Source organism: Ornithinimicrobium cavernae, from assembly GCF_003121625.1.
In the GTDB taxonomy this organism is placed as follows: Bacteria; Actinomycetota; Actinomycetes; order Actinomycetales; family Dermatophilaceae; genus Ornithinicoccus; species Ornithinicoccus cavernae.
The window spans coordinates 65483-91329 of sequence record NZ_QDDJ01000007.1; the positions used below are offsets into that span (position 1 = coordinate 65483).

Annotated in this window: 22 protein-coding genes and 2 tRNA genes; 6 read left to right on the forward strand and 18 right to left on the reverse strand. The window is 67.2% G+C overall.

What is annotated here, in order from left to right:
* Window positions 1-88 precede the first annotated feature (88 nt).
* Window positions 89-997: a transcriptional regulator gene (locus DA085_RS09340; RefSeq protein WP_109472698.1), complete on the reverse strand. Its 909-nt coding sequence runs from the start codon at window positions 995-997 to the stop codon at window positions 89-91.
* A gap of 294 nt (window positions 998-1291) precedes the next feature.
* Between DA085_RS09340 and DA085_RS09345 the strand changes: the two genes are divergently transcribed.
* The gene (locus DA085_RS09345; RefSeq protein ID WP_109472699.1) at window positions 1292-1795 is read left to right on the forward strand and encodes a ferritin; all 504 of its coding nucleotides are present in this window, start codon (window positions 1292-1294) and stop codon (window positions 1793-1795) included.
* A gap of 17 nt (window positions 1796-1812) precedes the next feature.
* On the opposite strand, the gene DA085_RS09350 is transcribed toward DA085_RS09345, so the two are convergent.
* Complete coding sequence (locus tag DA085_RS09350) at window positions 1813-2937, reverse strand: aldolase/citrate lyase family protein (RefSeq protein WP_109472700.1); 1125 nt, start codon at window positions 2935-2937, stop codon at window positions 1813-1815.
* 100 nt (window positions 2938-3037) lie between these two features.
* Here DA085_RS09350 and DA085_RS09355 point away from each other — a divergent pair, with 100 nt between their 5' ends.
* Complete coding sequence (locus tag DA085_RS09355; RefSeq protein ID WP_109472701.1) at window positions 3038-4435, forward strand: DNA cytosine methyltransferase; 1398 nt, start codon at window positions 3038-3040, stop codon at window positions 4433-4435.
* A 9-nt stretch (window positions 4436-4444) separates the two neighbouring features.
* On the opposite strand, the gene DA085_RS09360 is transcribed toward DA085_RS09355, so the two are convergent.
* Genes DA085_RS09360 through DA085_RS09380 form a run of 5 tightly spaced genes read right to left on the reverse strand, consistent with a single transcriptional unit; the run spans window position 4445 to window position 9534 of the window.
* Complete coding sequence (locus tag DA085_RS09360; RefSeq protein ID WP_109472702.1) at window positions 4445-4726, reverse strand: hypothetical protein; 282 nt, start codon at window positions 4724-4726, stop codon at window positions 4445-4447.
* Complete coding sequence (locus tag DA085_RS09365) at window positions 4723-5598, reverse strand: hypothetical protein (RefSeq protein ID WP_109472703.1); 876 nt, start codon at window positions 5596-5598, stop codon at window positions 4723-4725. Before DA085_RS09365 ends, DA085_RS09360 begins: the two co-directional genes overlap by 4 nt.
* A gap of 3 nt (window positions 5599-5601) precedes the next feature.
* The gene (locus DA085_RS09370; protein WP_154402150.1) at window positions 5602-6708 is read right to left on the reverse strand and encodes a hypothetical protein; all 1107 of its coding nucleotides are present in this window, start codon (window positions 6706-6708) and stop codon (window positions 5602-5604) included.
* A complete protein-coding gene (locus tag DA085_RS09375) occupies window positions 6701-8749 on the reverse strand; it encodes a Z1 domain-containing protein (protein ID WP_161958467.1) in 2049 nt (682 codons plus the stop codon). The genes DA085_RS09370 and DA085_RS09375 overlap by 8 nt, the downstream gene beginning before the upstream one ends.
* Window positions 8746-9534 carry a sigma factor-like helix-turn-helix DNA-binding protein gene (locus DA085_RS09380; protein WP_154402151.1) on the reverse strand — a complete coding sequence of 263 codons (789 nt, stop codon included), beginning with the start codon at window positions 9532-9534 and terminating at the stop codon, window positions 8746-8748. Before DA085_RS09380 ends, DA085_RS09375 begins: the two co-directional genes overlap by 4 nt.
* A gap of 1143 nt (window positions 9535-10677) precedes the next feature.
* Here DA085_RS09380 and DA085_RS22015 point away from each other — a divergent pair.
* The gene (locus DA085_RS22015) at window positions 10678-11106 is read left to right on the forward strand and encodes a very short patch repair endonuclease (RefSeq protein WP_109472707.1); all 429 of its coding nucleotides are present in this window, start codon (window positions 10678-10680) and stop codon (window positions 11104-11106) included.
* Window positions 11107-11176: 70 nt separating this feature from the next.
* Here the strand turns inward: DA085_RS22015 and DA085_RS09390 are convergent.
* Both DA085_RS09390 and DA085_RS21325 read right to left on the reverse strand, forming a co-directional pair.
* Window positions 11177-11252, reverse strand: a tRNA-Ala gene (locus DA085_RS09390).
* A 30-nt stretch (window positions 11253-11282) separates the two neighbouring features.
* Entirely contained in the window at window positions 11283-11423 is a 141-nt protein-coding gene (locus DA085_RS21325) for a DLW-39 family protein (protein ID WP_202619172.1), read from the reverse strand.
* A gap of 214 nt (window positions 11424-11637) precedes the next feature.
* On the opposite strand from DA085_RS21325, the gene DA085_RS09395 reads away from it, so the two are divergent.
* Complete coding sequence (locus DA085_RS09395; RefSeq protein WP_109472708.1) at window positions 11638-11898, forward strand: hypothetical protein; 261 nt, start codon at window positions 11638-11640, stop codon at window positions 11896-11898.
* A gap of 164 nt (window positions 11899-12062) precedes the next feature.
* Here DA085_RS09395 and DA085_RS09400 read toward each other — a convergent pair.
* Window positions 12063-12139: transfer RNA gene (locus DA085_RS09400), tRNA-Ile, on the reverse strand.
* Between the two features lie 143 nt (window positions 12140-12282).
* Here DA085_RS09400 and DA085_RS09405 point away from each other — a divergent pair.
* Window positions 12283-13251: an ABC transporter ATP-binding protein gene (locus DA085_RS09405; RefSeq protein ID WP_202619173.1), complete on the forward strand. Its 969-nt coding sequence runs from the start codon at window positions 12283-12285 to the stop codon at window positions 13249-13251.
* Between the two features lies 1 nt (window position 13252).
* Window positions 13253-14092, forward strand: a complete 840-nt coding sequence (locus tag DA085_RS09410; protein WP_161958468.1) for an ABC transporter permease — start codon at window positions 13253-13255, stop codon at window positions 14090-14092.
* 107 nt (window positions 14093-14199) lie between these two features.
* Here the strand turns inward: DA085_RS09410 and DA085_RS09415 are convergent, their stop codons facing one another.
* The 8 genes from DA085_RS09415 to dnaN form a co-directional block, all read right to left on the reverse strand.
* Window positions 14200-15399 (reverse strand): ScyD/ScyE family protein, encoded by a 1200-nt coding sequence (locus tag DA085_RS09415; RefSeq protein WP_109472710.1) that lies wholly within the window; start codon window positions 15397-15399, stop codon window positions 14200-14202.
* Window positions 15400-15549: 150 nt separating this feature from the next.
* Window positions 15550-16167 (reverse strand): DUF3566 domain-containing protein, encoded by a 618-nt coding sequence (locus DA085_RS09420; RefSeq protein WP_237565412.1) that lies wholly within the window; start codon window positions 16165-16167, stop codon window positions 15550-15552.
* A complete protein-coding gene (gene gyrA, locus DA085_RS09425) occupies window positions 16167-18779 on the reverse strand; it encodes a DNA gyrase subunit A (protein ID WP_237565431.1) in 2613 nt (870 codons plus the stop codon). Before gyrA ends, DA085_RS09420 begins: the two co-directional genes overlap by 1 nt.
* 128 nt (window positions 18780-18907) lie before the next feature.
* Window positions 18908-21004, reverse strand: a complete 2097-nt coding sequence (gene gyrB / locus DA085_RS09430; protein WP_109472868.1) for a DNA topoisomerase (ATP-hydrolyzing) subunit B — start codon at window positions 21002-21004, stop codon at window positions 18908-18910.
* A 217-nt stretch (window positions 21005-21221) separates the two neighbouring features.
* Window positions 21222-21812, reverse strand: coding sequence for a DciA family protein (locus DA085_RS09435; protein ID WP_109472712.1), 591 nt, complete (start codon window positions 21810-21812; stop codon window positions 21222-21224).
* Window positions 21812-23146: a DNA replication/repair protein RecF gene (recF, locus tag DA085_RS09440; protein ID WP_109472713.1), complete on the reverse strand. Its 1335-nt coding sequence runs from the start codon at window positions 23144-23146 to the stop codon at window positions 21812-21814. The genes DA085_RS09435 and recF overlap by 1 nt, the downstream gene beginning before the upstream one ends.
* 40 nt (window positions 23147-23186) lie before the next feature.
* Window positions 23187-24317: a phosphogluconate dehydrogenase (NAD(+)-dependent, decarboxylating) gene (gene gnd / locus DA085_RS09445; RefSeq protein ID WP_109472869.1), complete on the reverse strand. Its 1131-nt coding sequence runs from the start codon at window positions 24315-24317 to the stop codon at window positions 23187-23189.
* Window positions 24318-24373: 56 nt separating this feature from the next.
* On the reverse strand, window positions 24374-25507 hold the full coding sequence (gene dnaN / locus DA085_RS09450) for a DNA polymerase III subunit beta (RefSeq protein ID WP_109472714.1): 1134 nt from the start codon (window positions 25505-25507) through the stop codon (window positions 24374-24376).
* Between the last annotated feature and the right edge of the window lie 340 nt (window positions 25508-25847).

Here is a 25847-nt window from a genome sequence, read left to right on the forward strand (position 1 = left end):
ACAATTAGGAGCGAGGTGTGACGAAACCACATTCAGGGGCACACCCGAGGGCACTGACCGGGCCTCACGACATACCGCCCCAGAGTCATCAGGCGGCATCGTCCGGCCACTCCCAGCGTGCCCCGACGACTCCCGGGCGACCGTCGATCTCGATGAGCAGCAGGCCGTGCTCGGGGTCCAGGTCCAGCGGCTCGACGGTGGGCTCTCCGTCGACCGGCTGGGTGTAGCTCTCACACCGGACGGGCAGCGCAGACGGGTGGAAGAGGACCTCCAGCTGGTACTGCCGGTTGCTGAACCTGCGCCGCCGCTCGTAGCGGTAGGCCGGGGGGAACGGCGGCGCCTGGACGCACTCGTACTCGACCGCGATGAACTCGCCGCGGCGCAAGGGGCGGGGCAGGAGCATCTCCGAGGTCATGATGCCCGAGCCCGGCACGCTGCTGATCCGACCCACCCGGCACCGGGTCAGGCCGCGCACCTCGGACACCGGGCAGGTGGGGTCGTCGTTGCCGTGCATGATCACGAACCGGTCGACGCCGTCCCGCTCGCTCCGCATGATCTGCCTGGTCCAGGTGCCGCGCTCGGTGCGGTCGGGGCCGACGTGCACCCGGTCGTGGTAGGAGATCCGGGTGAGATGGTCCTCGCTGCAGGCGTCGATCTGCTCGTAGGCGGTGACGACCGCGGGCACCTCGTCCCAGAGCTCTCCCCACGTCGGCCGCGGGGCGTGGCGGCCGCGCGGGGCGGGTCTCCCGACCTGTCCTGCGAGGCTTCCGGGCGCCAGCTCGAGGATCCGCTCCAGGACGCTCAGGCACTGCAGGGAGGTGCGCCGCCCCGGCTGGCTCCGCCCGGACTGCCAGTAGCTCAGGGTGGCGGCGCTCACCGGCGTCCCCGCCTGTTCCAGTCGCGCCACGATGCGTCCCAGACCCAGGCCACGGGCCTCGATGGCCTCGCGCAGAGTGGTGGCGAACGGTGCGTCGCTCGGCGCGGTGTCCACCGGCATGGTCGATACCCCCTTCGTAGGTGCGAGCACCCAGAAATGTCGGGCAGAAGGCACCTTACTGATGGGTAAGTACGGGTTGTGGGGAGCGTGCGCCAAGAATGCGTCAAGATTATTAGAGGGGTGTCAAGCCGCGGTCAAGAATGGCTCATTCAATGCCGTATGACGACGCACCAGTGACCTCTCTGGGCGTCACTGTGCGGTGGTCGGCCGGTGGAGAGGCAGCCGCCGAACGCCCCGGGAAGGGTCGCCAAACCTTGCTAGCGCGCACGTCGGGATGGGTCTACGTTCGACGGTATGGCTCTCAACGACACTCTCCTGACAGCACTGTCCGACCAGATCACGCTCGAGCTCGAGTCCTCGATCGTCTACCTCCAACTGGGGATCGCCCTCGAGGACAACGACCTCCCGGGGATGGCGGGCTGGATGCGGCTGCAGTCCGACGAGGAGCGGGCGCACGCGGCCAAGTTCATCGCACACGTCACCGACCGGGGCGGTCGTCCGCAGATCGGCGCCATCGCCGCGCCCCGGGCCGACGGCACCGGTGTGCTCGAGGCCTTCGAGGCGTCCCTGGCCCACGAGCAGAAGGTCTCTGAGGCGGTCCGCAACCTCTACCGGCTCGCGCAGGCGGAGGGCGACATCGACATGATCCCGCTGCTGCACTGGTTCATCGAGGAGCAGATCGAGGAGGAGGCCACCGTCTCCGAGATCGTCGGTCGGCTCCGGATGATCGGTGACGACGGCGCCGGCCTGCTGCGCCTGGACGCCGAGCTGGGGGCGCGCACCACCATCAACGAGTGAGCGGCCCAGCGGGCTGCCTACTTTCCGGTGCGGTCCGCTTCCGAGGCCAGCAGACGCGTGGCGGCCGTGTAGGCCGACAGTTCGACGATGCGCCCCTCGAACACGACCTGTGCCCGCCCCTCGGCCGAGGCCTGTTCGAACGCCGCGACCAGCCCGGCGGCCCGTTCCAGCTCGTGCCCGTCCGGCCCCATGGTGGAGTTGACCAGGGGTGCGTCCCCGGGGCGCACGAGTGACTTCGCGCGGTAGCCGAGCGCGGCGGACTGTGTCAGGTCGCGTACGGCTCCCTCCGCGTCGTCGAAGGTGAAGGGACAGTCCACCGCGAGGATGCCGGCTGCCGCGGCCTCGAGCCGGAAGCGGCTCCGCGCATAGTGCAGCTCGGTCGAGTCGATGGTCCGTGAGACGCCGAGGTTCGTCGCCAGGTCCTCACTGGCCAGGATCGCCGACGTGACGCGTGTGCTCGCCGAGGCGATCTCCTGGAGCCGAAGCAGGGCACCCGGGCTCTCGACCGTCGGGCAGACCTCCACCACTCCGTGCGCACGACCGGCGCGTCCCTCGTGGTAAGAGATGAGCCGGTCCAGTGCCCGGACCTCGTCGCCGTTCTCCGCCTTGGCCAGCACGACGATGGCAGCTCCTGCAGCCACGGCTGCCTCGGTGTCGACGTGACCCCCCTCTTCCAGTGGGCGTACGCGGACCGCGGGCTCCACGCCGTGCTCCATCCAGTGCGCGCAGATCTCGGCACTCAGGCCGCGTGCCCGCTCCTTGAGTGTGGCCGGAGTGAAGTCCTCCAGGTCCTGGATCGCCACGTCTGTGCCGCATGTGGCCGCTTGCAGCAGGGGCTCCCGGTCGGCGCCCGGGAGGAAGAGCCAACTCCGGCGTGCTGATATCAAGCCCATGTCGCGGGACCCTACCCGGTGCGCGGTGCGGACCCACCCACGAAGCGGTGTCGGCAGTGACACTACGGCTCCGGACCCTCGCGGCGGGCTCGATCGGTGCCCACGCCCCCGCGGCCCGGCTGCCGCGGCGGTCGTTCGAGGGTGAACCTGGACGCTGACGCCGCCGAGGAGGCGGCCACCATCGCTGCGCGCATCACCACTCTCCATGACGAGTGCCTCAACTCTGTCGGCGCTCGCGCGTACGGTCATAGCGAAGCGGCGCACGGTTGTGCGCTTGTCGGGGACATACAGGGGGACTCTCGTGAGGAAGTACTTGCGACGGGACTATGTGTCAGCTACTGTAGCTGACGTGAACACACCGACGGCACCGTTTACGTTTGTCGATCTGTTCGCCGGAGTAGGCGGTTTCCACGCCGCGCTCGGCGCCGTCGGCGGCGAGTGCGTGTATGCAGTCGAGAAGGATGCTGAAGCCGCTGCAGTCTATGAACGCAACTGGGGGATGGCGGCTCACGGCGACATCGTTAACGACACCGAGTCGACGATGCGCGTCCCTGAGCACGACGTCCTTGCCGCTGGCTTCCCCTGCCAGCCGTTCTCAAAGTCAGGCCTCCAGCGGGGCATGGACGAAGCACGCGGCACGTTGTTCTGGAACATCCTCCGTATCCTGGAGGCCCGTCGACCAACCGTCGTACTACTGGAGAACGTCCGCAACATATACGGACCGCGCCACAAGCACGAGTGGGAAGTGATCGTTCGCTCGCTCCGCGAACTCGGCTATCAGGTAGCGTCCCGACCGATCGTCTTCTCGCCGCACCTTCTTCCGCCGGAACGCGGGGGGCGACCGCAGATTCGTGACCGCGTATTCATCATGGCGACATATGTCGGCACGAGCAGTTCGTTCGTCGATGTTGAGCCATCCGTGCCCCATCTACCTGTTGACGGATGGTCACCGTCCGAATGGGACCTAGCGGAACATCTGCCGATCCAACCAGACCGCGAACTCGAAAACCAGCTGCACCTGAACCTCGGTCCGGCGGAGAGGACATGGGTCGAGGCGTGGAACGACTTCGTGGTCACGCTCCGAGCTGCCGGAGTCAAGAAGTTGCCCGGCTTCCCGGTGTGGGTTGATGCGTTCGTCCACGAGAGCCACCTAGTGGTTTCACCGGGAACCCCGGCCTGGAAGGCAGCGTTCCTTCGAAAGAACGCAGCCTTCTACACCGAGCATGAAGAACTCATCGAGTCCTGGCTTTCTCGTTGGAATTACCTCCGCGATTTCCCGCCGTCTCGAAGGAAATTCGAGTGGCAGGCGCAGAATGCCGAGTCGCTTGTGGACACAGTGATGCACCTGCGCCCCTCTGGATTGCGCGTCAAACAGGCGACGTACGTCCCTGCTTTGGTGGCAATCACCCAAACAAGCATTCTCGGTGATCGTCTCCGCAGGCTATCCCCACGAGAGGCCGCTCGACTCCAGGGTCTCCCAGAGTGGTTCGACTTCTGCAACCAGCCTGACTCCGCCACGTACAAGCAGTTAGGCAACGGCGTGAATGTCGGGGCCGCGTATCACGTATTCCGCGAACATGTTCTTCGCTCACTGGACGCAGTGCGTCGTCGTGCGCCCCGCCTCGCACAAGCCGTGGTGCAATCTGAGATGAGCCCTGACTCCGCAATCGAACGCTACCGTGAGCCACACCGCGAGGTCATTCTCAGGCGACGGCGTTCAGACGCAGTGCAACGCGTTGCAGGTTGAGAGAGGTCCTTAAGCGACGAAGTACTCTACTGCCTCGAGGACTGCCGCGAGACCGACCTTGGTCACCGTGCCGCCCCTAGACTCATAGTCAGCATTCCATGGCATCCCGGCGGCCTCGACGATCTTTCGAGCCATTTCCTGTTTCGTAAGCCGTGCATCGATGCCCAGGCCCAAGCAGTCATTCACTATCTCGAAGATCTCTCGCGGCTCGGTCGATCCAGTCGACATCTTCGGTGTTTCGACCCCAAGTTTGATGGCGATCCCCCAGACAATGTCTGCCTTAGTGCTCACAACTCTGCCGATCTCAACACGGGTCTCAGCGCGGCCGTCGTCTCGGCGGACCAGCCAGTATCGATACCTTCGCCGGTCCCACGACCCAAAAGATCCATCACCCGGATTCGGTCGATGACCATGACCACCGTGGTCAACTGACGCCACTCGGGTCCAGCCGACCGAATCGTTCCCGGAACGACCAACAAACTGAGTGGGTCGCTATCCATCGCAAGCCAACTTGCCCAGAGGCGGAGATCAATATCCGACGTCTTGGTGAACGTCTCTGCCTGGATCGTGCACTGTGCCAGCGCTACCGGGAAGCCAGGACGCCGATCGGCGAACTGGCGCCACGCGACGACGTCAACACCGCCGTCCTTGCGACGTGGCGGTCGGTATCCCCTTCCGGCCTCAAGCCCAATCTTCTCGGCCAACCAGATCACCGCTTGATCGAACGCCTCAGGGCGGCCATGCCTTGAGGGGTATCCGAACGACAGCGCTTGACCGCCGTGACCCCAGAAGTTTGCCAGTGCGACCTCGCTGATCACCTCCAGCAACTCAGCCATCACCGCTGTATCCGTCGAGCGCACAGTCTGACGGGCAACTGATCCCGGGGTGAGGTAGAGAAGCGACGTGTACTCGGCAGCATGTCGGCTCTTCTTGCGTAGGACTGCAATGTCACTGGCCGCAAAGGGGTAGGAGTCCCCGAGCACGCTCGACCGCCTAGCCATCGTGTCGAGGGCCATCGCCACCTTCGCTCGAGAAGCGCCGATCTCAACGCTAGCAAGGTCGTCCAACTTGTCCCGGCCGAAGTGCCCTGAGGCACTCGCCAAGAGGCTTGTCTCAATCCAGTCTGCTACTGCTTCCGTTGTCGAAACCTCCAAGTCGACCATACCCTAAAGACCTGACTCTGCCTCGATGTCGTCCACTGTCGACCGGATGCTTCCGACGAGCGATTCGATGTCGTCAACCAACTTCTTGATCTCGATGTCAGCGGCGAACTCAGCGATGTCGCTACTCGCCGCTGTCAGCGAGTTTTTGGCTGCATTCAACTTAAGGGTGAGCGCCTTTAGTGGGTCTAGTCCCTTCTCCTGAATGCGTTGCTTCGCCTCCTCGAGCGTCTTTCCTTCTCGAAGCGCTCCAAGTCCGACATCCGAGGCGATGACATTGCCGAGTTGCGAGATCTGCCGAGAATCCGAGATGAGCGACTCGTGTTCATCATCGCCAAATACCCATTGTATGACTTCCTTGAGCGCAGCGGCCTTGTCTGCCGGAACGGGGTCCTGTCCAACAACTGTCTGCGATCCCAATGGCGCGCCCACGTGGTTGCGGATCTTGGTGCTTCCCATCGCCACGGTCAGAAGTGAGAAAGCGCTCTCTACCTGCGAGGTTTCAAGTCCGAGGTTTGCTGCTTGGGTAAGTACTGCCTGATCGCGGTACAGGTCGGACGCCTTGCTCTTCGGAATCCCGATCAGGTCCGCAACTTCGTGCAAGGTCCGACCCTCGGCTACTCGGGCAGCGATGTACCTCGCCTGCATGAATGGCCGCCAGCCCAACTTCCCCACGACGTGGACGCGAGCAATCTCGGCGTGAGTTGTGTCCCTCGAGTCGTGTATCACGACGGGGACGTCCATGTCAGGGCTGATGGGCCGCTTGAACGCGAGCTTCTCCCACCGATCCGGTGTCGCGAACCCAGCGCGAATGTCTGGGTACGCCAGCCCGACAAGAGCCGTCAGGCGCCGATTCCCCTCTACCACGATCCACGTGTTCGCCTCATCGGCGTTCGGGATGACGATCAGGGGTTCTGCATTGAAGAACCCCAACTCCGCGATCGACTGGGCGACTGGGTAAGCCTCAAAACCCATCTCCAGAAGAGTGGCGAGTTCCGCAGTGTCCTTGGTCCGATGCGTCTCCGGGATACGCGGATTCTCGGGATCAAGCCGGAGTGCCGACAGAGGGACGCTGCCTGACCGCCCTGCGCTGACTGGAATGGACTTAGACATTCGATTCCTTTCTAACTACCAGCCCGGATCCGAGGTAGATAGCCAGGGCCAACACCTCACCGTCGGTTTCATGTTGTCGCACCTGCGTGCGATGGACTTGGATGACAATTTGATTCGGCTCCGTCTCAAGGTTCTCCACGAACCGATCGCCCGGGTAGTAGTCGCCGTTTGGCTGGGGCTTCAAGTCCCGGCCCTGGAAGAGGTTGACGAACCCAAGATCACCAGACCACTTGCGGGTCCGTGGGCCGTCTCCGTCCTCCATTAGCATCACGGTGGCCCGCTTGAGCTGCGCGAATCCACGAATGACAGCGTCGACGAACTCGTCGTGAAGCCAGCCCGGGCTGTACGGCGGGCGCGCCCATTCATTGAGTAGTTTCTCTATGGGTTCGATTGAATCCAAGTGGATCGTACGGAAGGACAGCCGGCCTTGGGGCGAGTGCGGGGCATCCATCAGGCCAAGTTGCGCGAGCAGACTGCGGTTGTAGGCAGTGTCCTCAGGCACACGGGACGGCGTCCGCATCTGGTGCCAGCCAAGCCCCATCTTTGACAGCGCTGTCACCACGCTCGGGCGGGTCGGTGTCATATCTTCTGGCAACAGGAGTCCGATCTCGCGCGCCCAAGTGTGCACTGACCCACCGCTCTCGACGTGATCCCGTAGGCGCGCACGAAGGTCCTCCTCCGTGTGGACTAATTCGGTCAATGACCTGACCGTCTTCTTGCTCGCGAAGAACTGGCAGTACGGCAACAGGTCGCCTCGGTATCCGAACGCACGAGCGCGTTGCTCCAAGGTGTCGACTTGAGGGCTTGCAGGTCGATTCATGTAGGTGACGGTCAGTCCCTCGACGGTGAAGCCGCGATCGAGCTTGTTGCCACCTACCAGAATGTGGATCGGCGAAACGTGCCAGTCGACTTTGTTGACGTCTGCCGCGCTGTTAACTAGCCACGTCATCGCCTCGAAGATCACAACCTTGAGTTTGTCCACGAAGTCTAGGTCGTCAACGTCCTCGGCTCCATTGCTCACTATGCGGCGACGCTCCTCCTGGATAACGTCCGCAACGGTGGCTATTTCTCCCGACACAATGGTTTTTCTCCATTGCTCAAGTTGCCGGCGAATCAGGAACTCATATCGCGCCTGCACGTCGTTTCGCGCCGTGGAGTGCACCAGCATGCTGATCGGAGGGCTCGCGGCATCGTGTAGGAGCAGCAGGGCGGATCCCGCCAGGAATGATGCGAGCGCATGGTGGAGGCTCTTCTGCAACTGCAGCGGTGGTGTCTTCGATGCCTGCTCGTCCAGGAGCGGGACGTTGCGAACAACGCGGTCCGCGTTGTCGATGAAGAACTCCTTTCCTCCGGTGTAGCCCTTGCCTGGTGTCAGGAACTCCACGTGCTGGGGACTGAGGATATCCGCCGCGTCGAGAAGCAAGGGCGCGTAGGGCGTCGCCGTGTATTGCACATAGAGGTGGCTCGGCACGGCCTTGCGAAGTTCCCGGATTGCCGAGTAGGTGCGGCTCTCTGCGTCCTTGCTCGTGTTCAACGACGCCTGATCAGCTTCGTCATCGATGATGAGGACACGGAGGTCGTCAGGGATCTTCTCCAGTTGCTTCGCGACTGCTCGGATGCGACCGGCATGCTTCAGGACCGGCACCAAGCACACACGCCCCATGTCAACAAACTTTCGAAGTTTCTTACCTGCTGCATCGGTCGCCGGGTTAGTCTCACTGACCCAGACGTAGTCGGACCTGGTCGTGATGCCCAAGGAAGCCTCCAGACGCTCACTGTTCTGGTCGAGGAGGAGGTTGGTCGAGCCGAGAAGCGCAACGATTACCTGGTAGCCAGCATCGGCAGCCGTTGCGGCGAGGGCGGTGATGGAGGTCGTCTTTCCGGACTGTACGTAGCCGAGTGCGAGCACGGTGGACTGAGTGGAGGTTCCTTCCTGTGGACCCTGCTCGAGGATCGCCTTCACGGACTCCCATATGCCATTACGAGTCTGTTCGTCGATGGTACCTGCGAGTACCCCATCGAGTCTCTCGATCTCGCTCATGTGGTCTGCCCCCCCTGCGCGAGAGCGCGTCGTTTCACTTCGGTCCAGGAACCGAAACGGTTGCGAAGAGTCTGGAAAGAAGGTCCGTCTGGAGCAACCGTCCGCCTCCACTCGTCGAAGTACCGAGCTGAAGTTGGTACGTTCGGATCTAGGAGATATTGGCGAGCAATCTGGAGCAGATCGTCGTCCGACCAGCGCGATTCGTAGTGCGATCGCATGGTTTTTCCGGGGACGACGCCTGCGGCCTCGCATGCTGAGGTCCAGGATCCAAAGCGCTGCCAGATTCGCGGCATCGACGGCCCCTGAACCTGCCCTTGCGATAACAGTTCGCCGTAATCCTTCGTAGTCAGTGGAAACTCGTACAACGCCGCCTCGCGGATCGCGTCAAGGATCGCCTCATCCGACCACTGGTAATCGTAGTTCCCTGGCGCATGCAGGCGCAAGTAGTCCAGGTCCTGCGGCCAGTTCTTGGAGACATCTGCTGAATCAAATCCGGTCACCTCAGCAACCTCGACGACTGTCTTTGCCGTGCGTTGATCCAGAGCATCGCGAACTGCAGCAGCAACGGCGGCTTCACGTTTTCGTTGCTCCTCGAGATCGCGGGCCTCGCGACGCTCTCGAACGTCTTGCCCAGTCGGCCCGCCGTGCTTCTTGAGCAGTTGGCGAATCCGCTCCCTCGTCAATCCATGAGCAGCCCCGATCTCACTGAGTGTGTCCCCGCGCCACCTCCGCTCGATCATGTCTGCGACATGTGGAGGCGTGTCGGAACTGCTCGACTTGGCCACCGTCCACCCCCGTTCAGCCGCTCCATCTCCTGACAGACAACACACTAATGCATCCCTCCTAGCCGGATAGGGGCAATCTGCACCACGGAGGGCGCAGGCAGCGGTCTACTTCCGCGCGCCAGACCCAGTTCCGATACCTCGGGACCCGGCACTGATAGCCAAGGCGCTGTGGCCTCATTCTCGAACTGAAGGGGAAGCGGTTCTTTCGCATTAGCCACGATCTACCGACCTGGTTCGGGCCGGGGTGAGCGCCCGGCGTCGCTGCCGGATTGTTCCACTGGTTGTTTGGTCGCGCAGCGGGTCCGGCGGAGGTGGTCACGACACGGGTGTTGGGGGTGACTTGCAGGTTCGGGCCAACAGGGTGGTCCAGGCTTTCGGCAATCTCCTGGAACCGTAGAGGCGTGATGCGTGGGGTGGTTCTGCTCACCCGGGGTCCCGCCAACTGGTCTGTGGCACCGATGTCTGACTCATTCCTCATATTTTTCATGGAGCGCCCTGGGCGGTCATCGGTCAGGACAGCTGGACACCAACCACCGTCACCGCTCGGGGGCTCAGCTCGGAGGTGACACGAGCAGAGGTGGCTGACTTTAGCTGGCCACCATCGCGGACCTCACTCAGCCACAAGTGGGACCTTTGCCGTAGCCACGGTAACTGGCGGGGTTCACCGAGATAGAAGTCGGGCGAACGTGCTCAAAGACCTTCAGACCTTCGATAGTCACCGTCTAGCCACCGCCGAAACGCGAGTCCGGCTGTCACAGTTTGCACCCAAGGTCAGGCCAGCCTTCTCAGCCAGGGCCTCGCCGACCTCGGGCATCGAACAGTGGGGACGCCCACCTTGACCGCCATTTCATGGACACGCGCGACGGGAGGCTGCTGCCCAACCCTATCGGCGCCCGGGGGTCCCTCAGCTCATCTCAGATGGCGTCGAACAGGTATTGCGTCGGACGCCCATCGTGGAAGCCGTACTCGCCTACGCGCGAGGTCGGCGCCTCTGCCGTCTTCGTGCACATGGCGCACCACGCCGTTCCACGCCGTGCCCACACTCGATTCCCAAGGTTTCCTCCGTGTCGTCATGGCACGGCACCGATCATGACCTACTTGGCCAGGCCCGACGGCTCAGCAACCAGTCGTTAGCCTTGGACGGTGGCTTCCGGCTGGGTCAGCACGACGCGAGGCCGGCACCTGGCCGGTCGGCGCAAGAGGGACACGTTGCCTGAGATTGTTCTCCGCAAGGCGATCCATGCGCAGGGTGGCCGATTTCGGCTGCACCGCCAGCTGGCCAAGGGCTGCACCCCGGACATCCTGCTTCCCGGACGGCATGTCGCTGTGTTCGTTGATGGCTGCTTCTGGCACGGCTGCCCCGAGCACGGTCGGAAGACCCCGTGGACCGGGCCCAACGCCCAGCTCTGGGAGTCCAAGATGCGCCGTAACGCCGAACGTGACCGTGTCTCAACGGCACTGGCGCAAGAGCAGGGGTGGCACGTCATACGCGTATGGGAGTGCGAGGTGTCCGCGGACGCCGACGCCGTCGCGACGCGGATTCTTGACAAGCGGCCAGTCACTAGTCGGTAGCCGCTCCAGTACCTATCTGGGTACGAGCACGTTAGAGGCCGTCCCGGATACCAGGAAGACCTCTAACCTGTGGTGGAGCCTAGGGGACTCGAACCCCTAACCCCCTGCTTGCAAAGCAGGTGCGCTACCAATTGCGCCAAGGCCCCGAAGGGTGCCGACCGGGGTCGGCGGGTCGTTCAGTTGCTGCTGGGCGGCGCGTCGGTGACCCCGTCGGTCGCCTCGGCCCACAGGTCGCGCTCGGCCTGCTCGTCCTGCAGCTTCTTGGCCACAGCGAGGACTCCGGCCGCGACGGCAACCATGGCCAGCAGACGCTTCATGAAGACTCCTCGAGGTGGTGTGGTGCTCCCACAGGATACCTGCGGGTGGGCGCTGGTTCCTAACCTGGCGTGGTCTCATCCGTGTCCGTCAACGCAGCGTTCGGAGATCGTCAGGATTTGTCAAAGCGAGGAACTCCTGTGCCCACGGGACGGTCCCTTCACCGGCCGGCAGCACTCAGGACTGCCGGCGCAGCCAAGACGAAGGGGAACGTTCATGAAGAAGATCGTGCGCAGCATGGCAGTGGCAGGTGTCGTGGGGGTCGCCGCGCTGTCGGGGACCGCTGCCAACGCAGTCGGTGGGGACGCGGCGCCGACCGCAAAGGTGGGCTACACGACGGTGTCGTACGGCTCGATGGAGGCCTGCTACTGGGACGTGCCGTGGATGTGGTTCTCGGGCTATGACCTGGTGCGTGGCTTTCACGCCTCGGGTGGCACCGTGAAGTCTGTCTGGCGCTACAACACCAGCGGGTGGTGACCATCGTTCTCCTCAAGTGAGAGCTCACCAGAGGAGGTAGTCATCGCCATGGGCCATCGCTCGAGCCGGCGGTCTCGCCGGGACTCGGCGGTGGCCCCTGGCAGAGCGAGCCGGCTCGTTCCACGTGAAACACAAGAACCGCAGACCGGAGGGTCTGCGGTTCGTGGTGGGCCTAACAGGACTTGAACCTGTGACCTCTTCCTTATCAGGGAAGCGCTCTAACCGTCTGAGCTATAGGCCCGGGGGGTGCTGTGCCCGAGGGACACGCGCCGCCCGAGATTACCCCATCACAGCCGCTGGCTCCAAAGCGAGATATCCGTTCCTGTGGACGTTCCCTGTCAACTACGTTGGACGCACCACCCACGGCGGCCGCAGGGGAGCCCGATGCCAGAGTCCGTTCCAGCGATCCGGACGCACAACCTGCAGATGCAGTATGCCGCGACGCGCGTCCTCGACGACGTCACCCTGACCATCGACCGGGGGGAGGTGGTCGCGCTCCTCGGTCCGAACGGCGCCGGCAAGACCACCACGATCGAGATCCTGGAGGGGTTCCGGGTGCCCTCCGGTGGTGAGGTGAGCGTCCTGGGCGAGACACCGCACACGGCCGGTGAGTCCTGGCGGGCCCGCGTCGGCGTGGTGCTCCAGTCCTGGCGCGACCACGGCAAATGGCGGGTCGAGGAGTTCCTGGACTACCTGGGTCTCTACTACACCGACTACGCCACGCCGGAGGTAGCGCGCCCCTGGCCCACCGCGGACCTGCTCGAGCGGGTCGGGCTGGCCGGCAAGACGCAGCGGCGCCTGGACCGCCTCTCCGGTGGCGAGCGCCGACGCCTCGACGTGGCGGTCGGACTGCTGGGCCGGCCCGAGGTGCTCTTCCTCGACGAACCGACAGCCGGCTTCGACCCCCAGGCCCGACGCGACTTCCACGAGCTGATCCGGTCCCTGTCCGACCTGGACACCACGATCCTGCTGACCACCCACGACCTGGCCGAGGCCGAGCTGCTGGCCGACCGGATCCTGGTGCTGGCGGGCGGGTCGATCGTGGCGGACGGGACGCCCGACGAGCTGCGGCATCGGATGTCCGCCACCGCCTCCGTCCGCTTCCGGCGCGACGGCGAGCTCCACACCGAGTCCACGGACGACCCGGTCGGCTACCTGCGAGGCCTGTTCGCCCGGCCCGGTGAGATCGCCGACCTGGAGGTCCGGCGGGCCTCGCTGGAGGAGGCCTACCTCACCCTCGTCCACCAGGTCGAGACCGGCGCCGACACCGGGCCGGCGACCCTCGGCATACCGCCGGGTCCCGAGCCCGATCCTGCTCCGGACCGTGTGCCGGCGACCCGAGAGGAGACCTGAGGTGCCCACCGTGCTGCGCGCCGGCCTGCGCCGGGCCCGGATCGAGCTGCGTCAGCAGATCCTGTCGCCGCTGGCGATCCTCGGGCTGCTCGGACCCGTGTTCATGCTCGTCGTCCTGATCTGGGCACGCGACTCCCAGGTGATGGAGTCCGCCCTGTCGCTGGGGCAGTTCCTGGTGCCGGCCTACCTCGCGTTCGGCGTGATCAGCGGCGGGGTGCTCGGCGTCTCCAGCGAGATCACGACAGAACGTGACGACGGCACACTGCTGCGCGCCAAGACCGTCCCGCACGCCATGACCGGCCACCTCATCGCCAAGTTCTTCGCCAGCCTCGTGACCACGCTGATCCCCCTGGCCGTCATCGTCGTCGGGGCCTCGTTCCTCGTCGACGGCGTGACACCGACCACCGCCTGGGGCTGGGTCCGCCTGTTACTGCTGTCGGTGCTGACGATCGCCGCCATGCTCCCGCTCGGGGCGGTGCTCGGCGCGATCTTCAAGGGACCGATCGCGATGCTGTGGACGACGCTGATCATCTACGGCCTGTGCGCGGTCTCCGGGCTGTTCTACCCCGTCACCGCGCTGCCCGGGTGGCTGCAGTGGGTCGTGCAGGTCTTCCCCGTCTACTGGCTGGGCCTGGGGTTCCGGTCGGTGATCCTTCCGGCCGACGCGGTCGCCCTGGAGATCGGGGAGTCCTGGCGCACCTGGGAGACCTTCGGGGTGCTCGGGGTGTGGGTGGTACTCGGCCTGGTCCTGGCGCCGGTCGCCCTGCGCCGTATGTCGCGGCGCCAGTCCGGCTCGGCCCTCGCCTCCGCACGGGAACGGGTTCTGACCCGCGGCTACTGAGGCACCGGGGACGCCCTCACGCGTCGGCGGGTGGCTCCCGGTCTGACCGGGAACCACCCGCCGTGGCCTCTCGCGACGAGCCCGTCAGGAGCTCGCGCGGAGCGTGGTCAGTCGAGGTCGAACCGGACCACCTCGCCGCCGCCCGGGACGACGGTGCCCGTGGTGACGTAGGCGTGGTCGTGGTGGACGGCGACCCCGTAGGGGGCGAACATCCCCGTCGCGATGACCTCGTGGGTGTCCGACCCCTCCATGATCCGCAGCAGGGAGCCGGTGAGGTCGCCGGACAGCAGGCCGTTGTTGGCGAGCTGCACGGCATACAGGCTGCCGTCCGGGCCGAACGTGAGGTCGGTGACGTTGGTGAGCCCGGTGGCCCACTCGGTTATCGTGCCGTCCGGCGCCACCCGCCAGATCGAGGACCCACCGACCGGGAAGGGGAAGCCGGTGAGCTGGCTGATGTAGACCGCACCGTCCGGGCCGCGCTCGACCGAGGTCGGGACCGGCTCCATCGGGATCTGGGTGCCGGGCGGCAGACCCAGGAACGGTGGGGCGTCGACCATCTCGTTCTGCAGCACGGCGACGAGGCCCAGGTCGCCCTGGTGGTCCAGACGGAGGATGTCGTTGCCGCCGGCGTCGGCCAGCAGCCAGCCGTTGCCGTCGGCGGAGATGGCGTTGGGGTTCGTGTCGAGGACGGAGTCGTGCGGGTTGTTGGCCGTCTCGAACGCCGCCAGGTCGACCACCTGGTTGACGTCCACCCGGTCGCCCATCATCTTGGCCTGCTGGACGGTCGCGAAGCCGGAGTAGAAGTCGCCGAAGAGGTCCACCATCATGTCCCGCGCCTCGGGCGGGGCGCCCAGACCGACGGTGACCATGAGCTTGTTGCCGCTGACCGAGACGTCGCTGGGGCCGAGCCCCTCCGCACCGTCGAGGAACGCGGAGGGCAGCCCGGTCACCACACGCTCCTGGCTGCCGGTGTGCGACACCCGGGTGATGGCACCGCTGTCACCCAGCGCGACCTCACCCCAGTCGGGGTGCTCCTCCGGGTCCCAGCTGCCGCAGGGGAGCAGCTCGCCGTTCTCGAACACGGGGGCGCCGTCGTCACCGAGGACGACGCAGTCGTCACCACCGGAGCCGGCCTCGGCGATGTAGAGGTCGCCGTTGGGGGCGACGGTCAGGTGGCGGGGGCTGTCCAGGCCCGAGGCGACGACGGTGCCGCCGGGATCATCCGCGGCGGCTGCGGAGGCGAGGGCGGTGGTGGCCAGACAGACGGCGGCAGCGCCACCGAGCACACGGAAGGACAGGGAAGGCATGGGTACTCCTCATATCGAGTTTTTTCACGGGTACTCGAAATGTAGGGAGGCACCGATCCGGGCGATATGGGTAGAACTACCCAGCAGCCGGGGCTTGCCACTCCGGTCGGAAGCGAGGATGATCCGCCGCCGCACCCGGTGCGGCTGAGCTCACTCGTCGGACAGCGTGAGCTGGGCGCCACCGACCAGCGCCGTGCAGACGTTGTAGAGGAAGGCCGTGAGGGTCGCCAGCGCCGTCAGGAGGATTACGTTGATCACGCCGATGACGACCGAGAGGGACACCACGCGACCGAAGCCGATGTAGTCCATCAGGTTGAACGTGCTCGCCGAGGTCTCACCCGTCGTGATCTCCACGATCAGCTCGTTGACCGTGGAGAACACGTTCATGCCGTTGAGGACCGTCCAGAGCACCGCGACCGAGATCACGGTGGCCACCCCGAGGGCGACCGACACCAGGAACGAGATCTTCATGACCGACCACGGGTCCACGCGCTGCAGCGTGAGCCGCACCCGGCGGGGTCCGGTGCGCCGAGGGGGCCTGGTGCCCGCGGTCCGCGGCGCGGAGGGGGCTCCGCCACCGCGCGCCCGGGCGGCTGCGGCACTCAGGTCGCGCCGTGGTGACGTGCGCGCCATGGCACCGTCCCGCATACCGCTGCCCTGGCCGGTCTGGGTGCCGGGGCGACGGATCTTCTGCGTCTCGTCGTCAGCGACCCGGCGCGCCGGAGACCCGGACGCACCGGTCGAGGTGCCCTGTCCAGTCGTGCTCACTACTCGCCTCCAGTGTCCGGCTCATCGGCGTCCGCGGCGCCGGCGTCCGGGGTCTGCTCCGGTCCGTCCGTCGCCTCGTCGACGTCCGCCGACTCATCAGACGGTAGTGCATCTTCCGGCGTGTCCAGGACATCGGAGTCGGCCACGGCGTCATCCGGCGTCGCGACGACGTCCGTCTCCTCACCCTCGATCGACTCGATCTCCTCGGCGAGCTCGGACTCCGCGTTGACCGCGACAGCCACGATCGAGTCGCCCTTGCCGGGGGTCGCGAACTTCACACCCGCGGTGTCGCGGCCGGTCACCCGGACCTGGTCGATGGAGGACCGCACGACGTTGCCGCGCTCCATGACCACGAGCACCTCGTTGCCCTCCTCGACGGTGAGCGCGCCCACCAGGTCGCCGCCCCGGTCCGTCGACTTGGCGACCTTGATACCCAGGCCACCGCGGCCCTGCACGCGGTAGGCGGAGACGGCCGTACGCTTGGCCATGCCGCTCTCGAAGACGACGAAGACGAAGGGCTCGCTGCCCGCCGTGATGACGGACATCGCCAGCAACCGGTCCTCGCCCCGGAACTTCATGCCGGTGACGCCGGAGGTCGCCCGTCCCATCGGGCGCAGCGCCTCGTCGGTCGCGGTGAACCGCACCGACTGGCCCTTCACCGAGACCAGCAGGATGTCGTCCTCGGGGCCGGCGAGACCGGCCCCCACGAGCTCGTCACCGTCGCGCAGGTTCACCGCGATCAGCCCGCCGGATCGGGGGGAGTCGTAGTCCACCAGCCGGGTCTTCTTGACCAGACCGTTGCGGGTGGCCAGCACGAGGTAGTCCGCCACCTGGTAGTTCTCCAGCGCCAGCACCTGGGCGATCTCCTCGCCCGGCTGGAACGCCATCAGGTTCGCGACGTGCTGCCCCTTGCCGGTCGGCCCGCCCTCGGGGATCTCGTAGGCCTTGGCGCGGTAGACCCGGCCCAGGTTGGTGAAGAACAGCAACCAGTGGTGGGTGTTGGTGGTGAAGAAGTGCGACACGACGTCGTCGGCGCGCAGCGCCGCACCACGGCGCCCCTTGCCGCCGCGGTTCTGCGGGCGGTACTCGGCCACCCGGGTGCGCTTGGCGTAGCCGCCGCGGGTGATCGTGATGACCACGTCGTCCTGGGGGATCAGGTCCTCCATGGACATGTCGCCGTCGAAGGCGACGATCTGGGTGCGGCGCTCGTCGCCGTACCTCTCGACGATCTCGGCCAGGTCGTCGCTGATGATCTGCCGCTGCCGCTCGGGCTTGGCCAGGATGTCCTCGTAGTCCAGGATCATCGCCTCGAGCTTGTCGTGCTCGTCGATGATCTTCTGACGCTCCAGCGCGGCCAGGCGGCGCAGCTGCATCTCGAGGATCGCCCGCGCCTGGATCTCGTCGATCTCCAGCATGTCGATGAGGCCGTCGCGGGCGTCCTCGACGGTCCGGCTGCGACGGATCAGCGCGATGACGTCATCCAGCGCGTCCAGGGCCTTGAGGTAGCCGCGCAGGATGTGGATCTGCTCCTCGGCGCGCTTGAGACGGAACTTCGTCCGACGGACGATGACCTCGATCTGGTGCTCGACCCAGTGCCGGATGAACGCGCTCAGCGGCAGCGTGCGCGGCACCCCGTCGACGATCGCCAGCATGTTGGCGCCGAAGCTCTGCTGCAGCTGGGTGTGCTTGTAGAGGTTGTTGAGGACGACCTTGGCGACCGCGTCGCGCTTGAGCACGATGACCAGGCGCTGACCGGTGCGGCCGGACGTCTCGTCGCGCATGTCCGCGATGCCCTTGAGCTTGCTGTCGTTGACGAGGTCGGCGATCTTCTTGGCCAGGGTGTCCGGGTTGACCTGGTAGGGCAGGTCCCGCACCACCAGGCAGGTCCGGCCCTGGATCTCCTCGACCTCGACGTTGGCCCGCATGACGATGGAGCCGCGCCCGGTGCGGTAGGCCTCCTCGATGCCCTTGCGCCCCATGATCTGCGCGCCGGTGGGGAAGTCGGGCCCCGGGATGATCCGGATCAGCGCCTCGAGGAGCTCCTCGCGGGTGGCCTCGGGGTGGTCCAGCAGCCACTGCACGCCCTCGGCGACCTCGCCCAGGTTGTGCGGCGGGATCTGGGTGGCCATGCCGACGGCGATGCCGGCCGAGCCGTTGACCAGGAGGTTCGGGAAGCGCGCCGGCAGGACCGTCGGCTCCTGGGTCTTGCCGTCGTAGTTGTCGGTGAAGTCGACGGTGTCCTCGGTGATGTCGCGGACCATCTCCATGGCCAGCGGCGCCATCTTGCACTCGGTGTACCGCGCGGCAGCGGCCGGGTCGTCTCCGGGGGTGCCGAAGTTGCCCTGCCCGTCGACGAGGGGGTAGCGCAGTGACCAGTCCTGCACCAGGCGCACGAGGGCGTCGTAGATCGCACCGTCACCGTGCGGGTGGTAGTGACCCATGACGTCACCGACGACGCGGGCACACTTGTTGTAGCCGCGGTCGGGGCGGTACCCACCGTCATACATGGCGTAGAGCACGCGGCGGTGGACGGGCTTCAGGCCGTCGCGGACGTCGGGCAGCGCACGGGCCACGATCACGCTCATGGCGTACTCGATGTAGCTGCGCTGCATCTCGGTGTTGAGATCGACTTCCTCGATGCGGTCGGTCTCCGGCGGGTTGATGTCGGTCACGCCTGTCCTTCGTGTATGTCGTGTGGTCCGGTCGGCGGTGGGGGTCCGGGGGCGCCGCCCCCGGACGTCTAGATGTCCAGGAAGCGCACGTCGCGGGCGTTGCGCTGGATGAAGCCGCGGCGCGCCTCGACGTCCTCACCCATCAGCACCGAGAACACCTCGTCGGCCTTGGCCGCGTCGTCGAGCGTCACCTGCAGGAGCACGCGGTGGTCCGGGTCCATCGTGGTGTCCCAGAGCTCGGAGTAGTCCATCTCGCCCAGACCCTTGTAGCGCTGGATGCCGGAGTCCTTGGGCAGGCGCCAGCCCTTGGCCAGGCCCTCCTTGACGAAGGCGTCACGCTCCCGGTCGGAGTAGACGTACTGGTGCTCGGCGTTGGTCCACTTGATGCGGTAGAGCGGCGGCTGTGCCAGGTAGACGTAGCCGTGCTCGATCAGGGGGCGCATGAACCGGAACAGCAGCGTCAGCAGCAGCGTGCGGATGTGCATGCCGTCGACGTCGGCGTCGGCCATGAGCACGATCTTGTGATAGCGCGCCCGGGTGATGTCGAAGTCCTCACCGATGCCGGTGCCGAACCCGGAGATCAGGGCCTTGACCTCCTGGTTGTTGAGCACCCGGTCCAGGCGGGCCTTCTCGACATTGAGGATCTTGCCGCGGATCGGCAGGATCGCCTGGTTGTAGGGGTTGCGACCGCGGACGGCGGAGCCGCCGGCCGAGTCGCCCTCGACGATGAACACCTCGCTGATCGACGGGTCGTTGCTCTGGCAGTCGCGCAGCTTGCCGGGCAGCCCGCCGGACTCCAGGAGTCCCTTGCGGCGGGTGGCCTCACGCGCCTTGCGGGCGGCCACCCGGGCGGCGGCGGCCTGGACCGCCTTGGTGACGATCTCCTTGCCCTCGCGCGGGTGCGCCTCGAGCCAGTGGCCGAGCTCCTCGGTCATGGCTGACTGCACGAAGCCCTTGACCTCGGAGTTGCCGAGCTTGGTCTTGGTCTGCCCCTCGAACTGCGGCTCGCCGAGCTTGACCGAGATCACGGCGGTGAGGCCCTCGCGGACGTCGTCACCGGTGAGGTTGGGGTCCTTCTCGCGCAGCACCTTGTTGGCGCGGGCGAAGTCGTTGATGAGCCGCGTCAGGGCCGCCCGGAAGCCCTCCTCGTGCGTGCCCCCCTCGTGGGTGTTGACGGCGTTGGCGTAGGTGTGGACGGACTCGCTGTAGGAGGTGGTCCACTGCATGGCCACCTCGACCGCCAGCATCCGCTCCTTGTCCTCGGTCTCGAAGCCGATGATCTCCTCGTGCACCGGGTCGGACTTCTTGGACTTGTTCAGGTGCTGGACGTAGTCGAGCAGCCCGTTCTCGTAGCAGTAGGAGACCGGCTTGCGCCGGGCCGCGCCCGTGGGGGAGGCATCGGGGGTGGCGTCCACGTCCTCCTGGTCGACCCCGTCGATCGGGTCGTCCTCGAGGGCGTCGATGTCCCGGACCACCTCGATGGGCCGCTCGTCGGTCAGCGTGATGGTCAGGCCCTTGTTGAGGAACGCCGTCTGCTGGACCCGCGCGCGGATCGTCTCGAAGTCGTGGTTGACCGTCTCGAAGATGTCGGGGGAGGGCCAGTACGTGATCGTCGTGCCGGTCTCGTCGTGCGGGATCTCCTCGTCCTGGGACAGGGGAGCCTGCGGCACGCCGAGCTTGTAGGTCTGGCGCCACACGTGACCCCGCTGGCGGACCTCCACCTCGAAGGTCTCGGACAGCGCGTTGACCACGGACGAGCCGACGCCGTGCAGGCCACCGGACACCTTGTAGCCCGACCCGCCGAACTTGCCGCCGGCGTGCAGCTGGGTCAGCACCAGCTCGACGGCCGGCTTCTTCTCCACCGGGTGGATGTCGGTGGGGATGCCGCGGCCGTTGTCGACGACACGGATGCCCCCGTGCTCCAGGATCGTCACGTCGATGCGGTCGGCGTGCCCGGCCATCGCCTCGTCGACCGAGTTGTCGACGATCTCCCACACGAGGTGGTGCAGACCACGTTCTCCGGTGGAGCCGATGTACATGCCCGGCCGCTTGCGGACCGCCTCCAGGCCCTCGAGGACCTGGATGGCGTTGGCGTCGTATGCCGAGTCGGTCGCCAATGATGCCGGCGCCCCTTCCTGAGGTGTCACCTCGGGGAGCTCCGGCATCTCCGGCTCGACGTCCTGGGGATTGTCTGGTCCGACAGTGGCCACGGGGCTCCTAGGAAGAGTGGGTGGGTGAGCCGTCCCAGTCTAGCCGTCGCGCCGTCCAAACCGTCCATCCACAGGCCCTAGATCGGCATTTTGCGGCCAGAAAGCCCCCGTCCCTGGGGTGGTCCCCGTCGGACGGGGCCTCAGACGGTCCTGAGGCGTCCCAGCCGACCGGTCAGCCGTAGGTGTCGCGGGGCCCGCGACCCTGGGCGCGCAGGCGCCCCTTGCGCCAGCTCGGGGCCGCCGGTCCGCGGACGGTGATCTCGGTGACGGCCCCCTCGCCCACCTCGGCCTCGATGCGGGTCAGGACCGAGTGGGTGAGCAGCCGCATCTGCGTGGCCCAGGCGGTCGAGTCCGCCTGCACGGTGAGGACGGTGCCGTCGAAGCCGAGGGGCCGCACGTGCTGGGCCACCTCGGCACCGACGATCGTCGCCCACCGCCCGATGACGGCCCCGACCTGCACGTCCGTGCTCCACCCGCGGGAGCTGACCAGTCGGTCCACCTCGGTGTCCAGCAGCCTCGGGTCCCGGGCCGCCCCCGCGCCGGTCCCCGAGCGGCGCTCGGCCAGGGCGTCACCGGCGGTGCGCCGCCGGTCGACCTGTCCGGGTCGCAGGCCGCGGGAGCGGGCGTTGGCCCGGGCGCGGGCCAGCGCGTCGGCGGCGGCCGCCAGCGGAGGTGTCTCGCCCGCGAGCGGTGGTGTCTCGGCCGCGCTGGTCTCCTGACCGGCATCTCCGTCCGGTGACCGCGGGTCCTCGGTGCTGCTCATCACGGTCCAGTGTCCTCGGAGGGCGCATCCTGCACCACGGCCGCCGCACCCGCCGAGGGCCCGTCCTCCTCCTCGGCAACGGCCTGACCAACAGCCGCCGCCGCACCCGCCGCCGGAGTGCCCTCCTGTCCGCGCGGCGTCACGGTGCCGTCCGCCACGTCGAGGATCGCGCCGCGGCCGGACAGCCACGCCGGCACGTCCTCACCCACCGCCGCGGTGATCAGCACCTGCTCGCAGTCGGAGACCAGCTGGGCCAGGCGCTCCCGCCGGCCGGAGTCGAGCTCGGCGAAGACGTCGTCGAGCACGAGCACCGGGTCCGTCCCGACGTCGTGCTGGAGCAGCCGGAAGGAGGCCAGCCGCAGCGCCAGCGCGATCGACCACGACTCCCCGTGACTGGCATAGCCCTTCGCGGGCAGCTCGCCGAGCGCGAGGACCAGCTCGTCCCGGTGGGGGCCGACGAGGGTGACCCCACGCTCCTGCTCGTCGCGGCGGCGAGCCCGCATGGCTGCCAGCGTGGCGGCATACAGCTCCTCCTGCTCCGGGACCTCCCCGGCAGCGATCCCCTCGGCGAGCGGCCCCTCCAGGCTGGACCGGTAGCTCGCGGCCGCCACGGCCCCGGCGTCGCTGATGGTCGCGTAGGCCTCGGACAGGTACGGCCCCAGGTCGCGCAGCAGACGCAGCCGCGCATAGGTGAGGGCGGCCCCCACCTGCGCGAGCTGACCGTCCCACACCTCCAGCGTCGACTCGGCGGCGGCACGCGCCTCCTCGACCGTCTCGCCGGGGGCCAGACGATGGTCCGTGCCACGCCGCCCGGTGCGCCACAGGTGCTGCCCGGAGCGCAGCAGGGCGTTGCGCTGCCGCAGGGCCTTGTCGTAGTCGCCGCGCACGCCCGCCCACCGGGGCTGGCGCGCCACGAGCAGGTCGTCCAGGAAGCGGCGGCGCTCGGACGGGTCACCCTTGACCAGCGCGAGGTCCTCGGGGGCGAAGAGCACCGTCCGCAGGGTCCCGAGCACGTCCCGGGGCCTGGTGAGTGGGGACTTGTTGAGCCGCGCACGGTTGGCGCGGCCCGGCACGATCTCGAGCTCGACCACGGTCTCCCGACCGTCCCGCACGACCGCGCCGCGCACGATCGCCGACTCCGCACCGTGCCGCACGAGGGGGGCATCCGTCGCGACCCGGTGGCTGGCCAGCGAGGCGAGGTAGCCGGCCGCCTCGACCAGGTTGGTCTTGCCCTGCCCGTTGCGCCCCAGCAGCGTGGTGATGCCCGGCGTCAGCGGGACCTCGGCGCGGTGGTAGCTGCGGAAGTCGCTGACACTGAGGTGGCGCAGGTGCACGGTCGGATCGCGGGAGAACGGGCCCGGGTATGCCGCGTGGCTAGCGCCGCGGGCCGGCGCCGGCGGGTCCGGTGTCGCCGGAACCGGACGAGGGGCCGGCCTCGGCGGCCTGCTCCTGGGCAGCGGGTCCGTGCGCGCCCTCCGTCTCACCGGAGCCCGAGGTGGGGCCGGCCTGGGCCGCGCCCTCGTCGTGCTGCTCGCCACCCGGGGCCTCCGCCCCGGCGCCGGGGCGGGCGGCACCCTCGTCGTGCTTGGGCTCGGCGCCCTTGTGGACCTGGGGTGCCTCCTCGTCGAGCATCCGCACCGCGTGACCGCCGAACTGGCCGCGCAGCGCGGCGACGGCCTGCATCGCGGGGGAGTTCTCCTGGCGGGAGGCGAACCGGGCGAACAGCGCCGCGCTGAGCACCGGCATCGGCACAGCGTGCTCGATGCCCTCGATGAGCGTCCACCGACCCTCGCCGGAGTCGGTGGTGTACTCACTGATCCCCTCCAGGCCCGGCGTCTCGTCCAGCGCCTTGACCATGAGGTCGAGCAGCCAGGAGCGCACCACCGTGCCGCGGGTCCAGGCCTGGAACACGCCCTTGACGTCCTTGACGGCATCCTTGGCGGTGAGCAGCTCGAAGCCCTCGGCGTAGGCGTGCATCAGGCCGTACTCGATGCCGTTGTGGACCATCTTGGCGTAGTGGCCCGACCCGACGTCGCCGGCGTGCACCCAGCCCTCCTCACGAGGACCCTCGGGGCGCAGGGTGTCGAAGATCGGCATGGCCTTCTCGACCCACTCGGGGTCGCCGCCGCACATCAGGCCGTAGCCCTCGGTGATGCCCCAGACGCCGCCGGAGACGCCGCAGTCGACGTAGCCGATGCCCTTGGCACCGAGCTGCTCGTGGTGCTTGACGTCGTCGCTGAAGTGGCTGTTGCCGCCCTCGATGACCAGGTCGCCCTCGTCCAGCAGCTCACCGAGCTCGTCCACGGTCTGCTGGGTCGGCTCGCCGTGCGGCACCATCACCCAGACGACGCGCGGGGCCTGGAGCGACTGCACCAGGGCCTGCAGGCTGTCGACGTCGCGGACCTCGGGGTTGAGGTCGTAGCCCACCACCTCGTGACCACCGTTGCGCAGGCGGTCGCGCATGTTGGCGCCCATCTTGCCCAGTCCGATCATTCCCAGCTGCATGGTCATGGCTCCTTCGTGGGGTGTTGGGGGTGGTTCGGGATGCGCGTCCGTTCTGGTCAGCCGGCGAACCGGACGGGCATCAACACGTAGCGGTAGCTCTCGTCGGACTCGCCGTCCATCTCGGCCTGGCCGGACAGGACCGCCGGCTTGGACGGCTGCGTGAAGCTGATCCGGGCGAAGGCGGTGCCGAGGGCGGACAGTCCGTCGATGAGGAACTGCGGGTTGAACGCGATCTCCAGCTCCGGGCCGGTCAGCACGGCCTCGATGGCCTCGCTGCCCTGGGCGTCGTCACCGGTGCCGGCCTCGATGGCCACCTGGCCCTCGGTGAACCGCAGCCGCACCGGAGTGTTGCGCTCGGCGACCAGCGCCACGCGCCGGACCGCCTCGAGGATCGTGTGGGTGTCCACGACGGCGGTGGTGTCGACGCTGTTCGGGAAGATCGAGGTGACCTTGGGGTACTCACCGTCCAGCAGGCGGGTGGTGGCGCGGCGGGAGCCGGCCTCGAAGCCGATCAGGCCCTCACCGCGGGCGGCGTCACCGAGCGCGACGTCGATGGAGCCGGCGGCGCCCAGTGCCTTGGCGGTCTCCGAGAGGGTGCGGGCCGGGATGAGCGCCACGTGCGAGACGTTCGGGTCCTGCGGCTTCCAGGTGAGCTCACGCATGGCCAACCGGTAGCGGTCGGTCGCCAGGAGCGTCATCTTCTCGCCCTCGATCTCGACGCGCACACCGGTGAGGATCGGCAGGGTGTCGCCGCGGTCGGCGGCGATGGAGACCTGGGCGACGGCGTTGGTGAACACGTCACCGGCGACGCTGCCGCTGGCCTCGCTGGAGGTGGGCAGCGACGGGTAGTCACCGACCGGCATCTGGATGAGCGAGAACCGGCTCGAGCCGCAGACCAGCTGCACCTTGGTGCCGTCGGTGCTGAACTCGACCGGCTTGGTGGGCAGGTTGCGGGAGATGTCGGCCAGCAGCCGGCCCAGGACCAGCACCTCGCCGCCCTCGGAGACGTCCGCCTCCACGGTGACGGTCGCCGAGATCTCGTAGTCGAAGGCCGACAGCGTCAGCGTGCCCTGCTCGTCGGCCTGCAGGAGCACACCGGCCAGCACGGGGACCGGCGGTCGGTTGCTGAGGCCGCGGACAACCCACGCGACGGCTTCGGACAGGACATCGCGTTCTACGCGGAACTTCACGACGGTCAGCCCTTCGAGTGCGGTTGGTTGGTCTGGTGCGCCCCCGCCGACAGGGGCGTCGGCGCGTGGAAGATGACATTAGCCTCCCGCATCGTCTGCGGCCAACACCGGCCAGGGTCACCTCCCAGAACTCCAGGGACGCGGGGCGAGGCCCTCCCAGAAGATAGTTCGTCATCGTCATAGGGGTTGTGGATCCTGTGGACAACCGTGTCCCGTCGCAGGTGGGCCCGGCGATTCACCCTGTGTATGCCGCGTGGACACCTCTGGGGACGGGCTCGGGTGCCTGGGGACGGAGGTGACTCGTCCACAGACGCGCGCCTCGGCATACGACGGTTGTGCC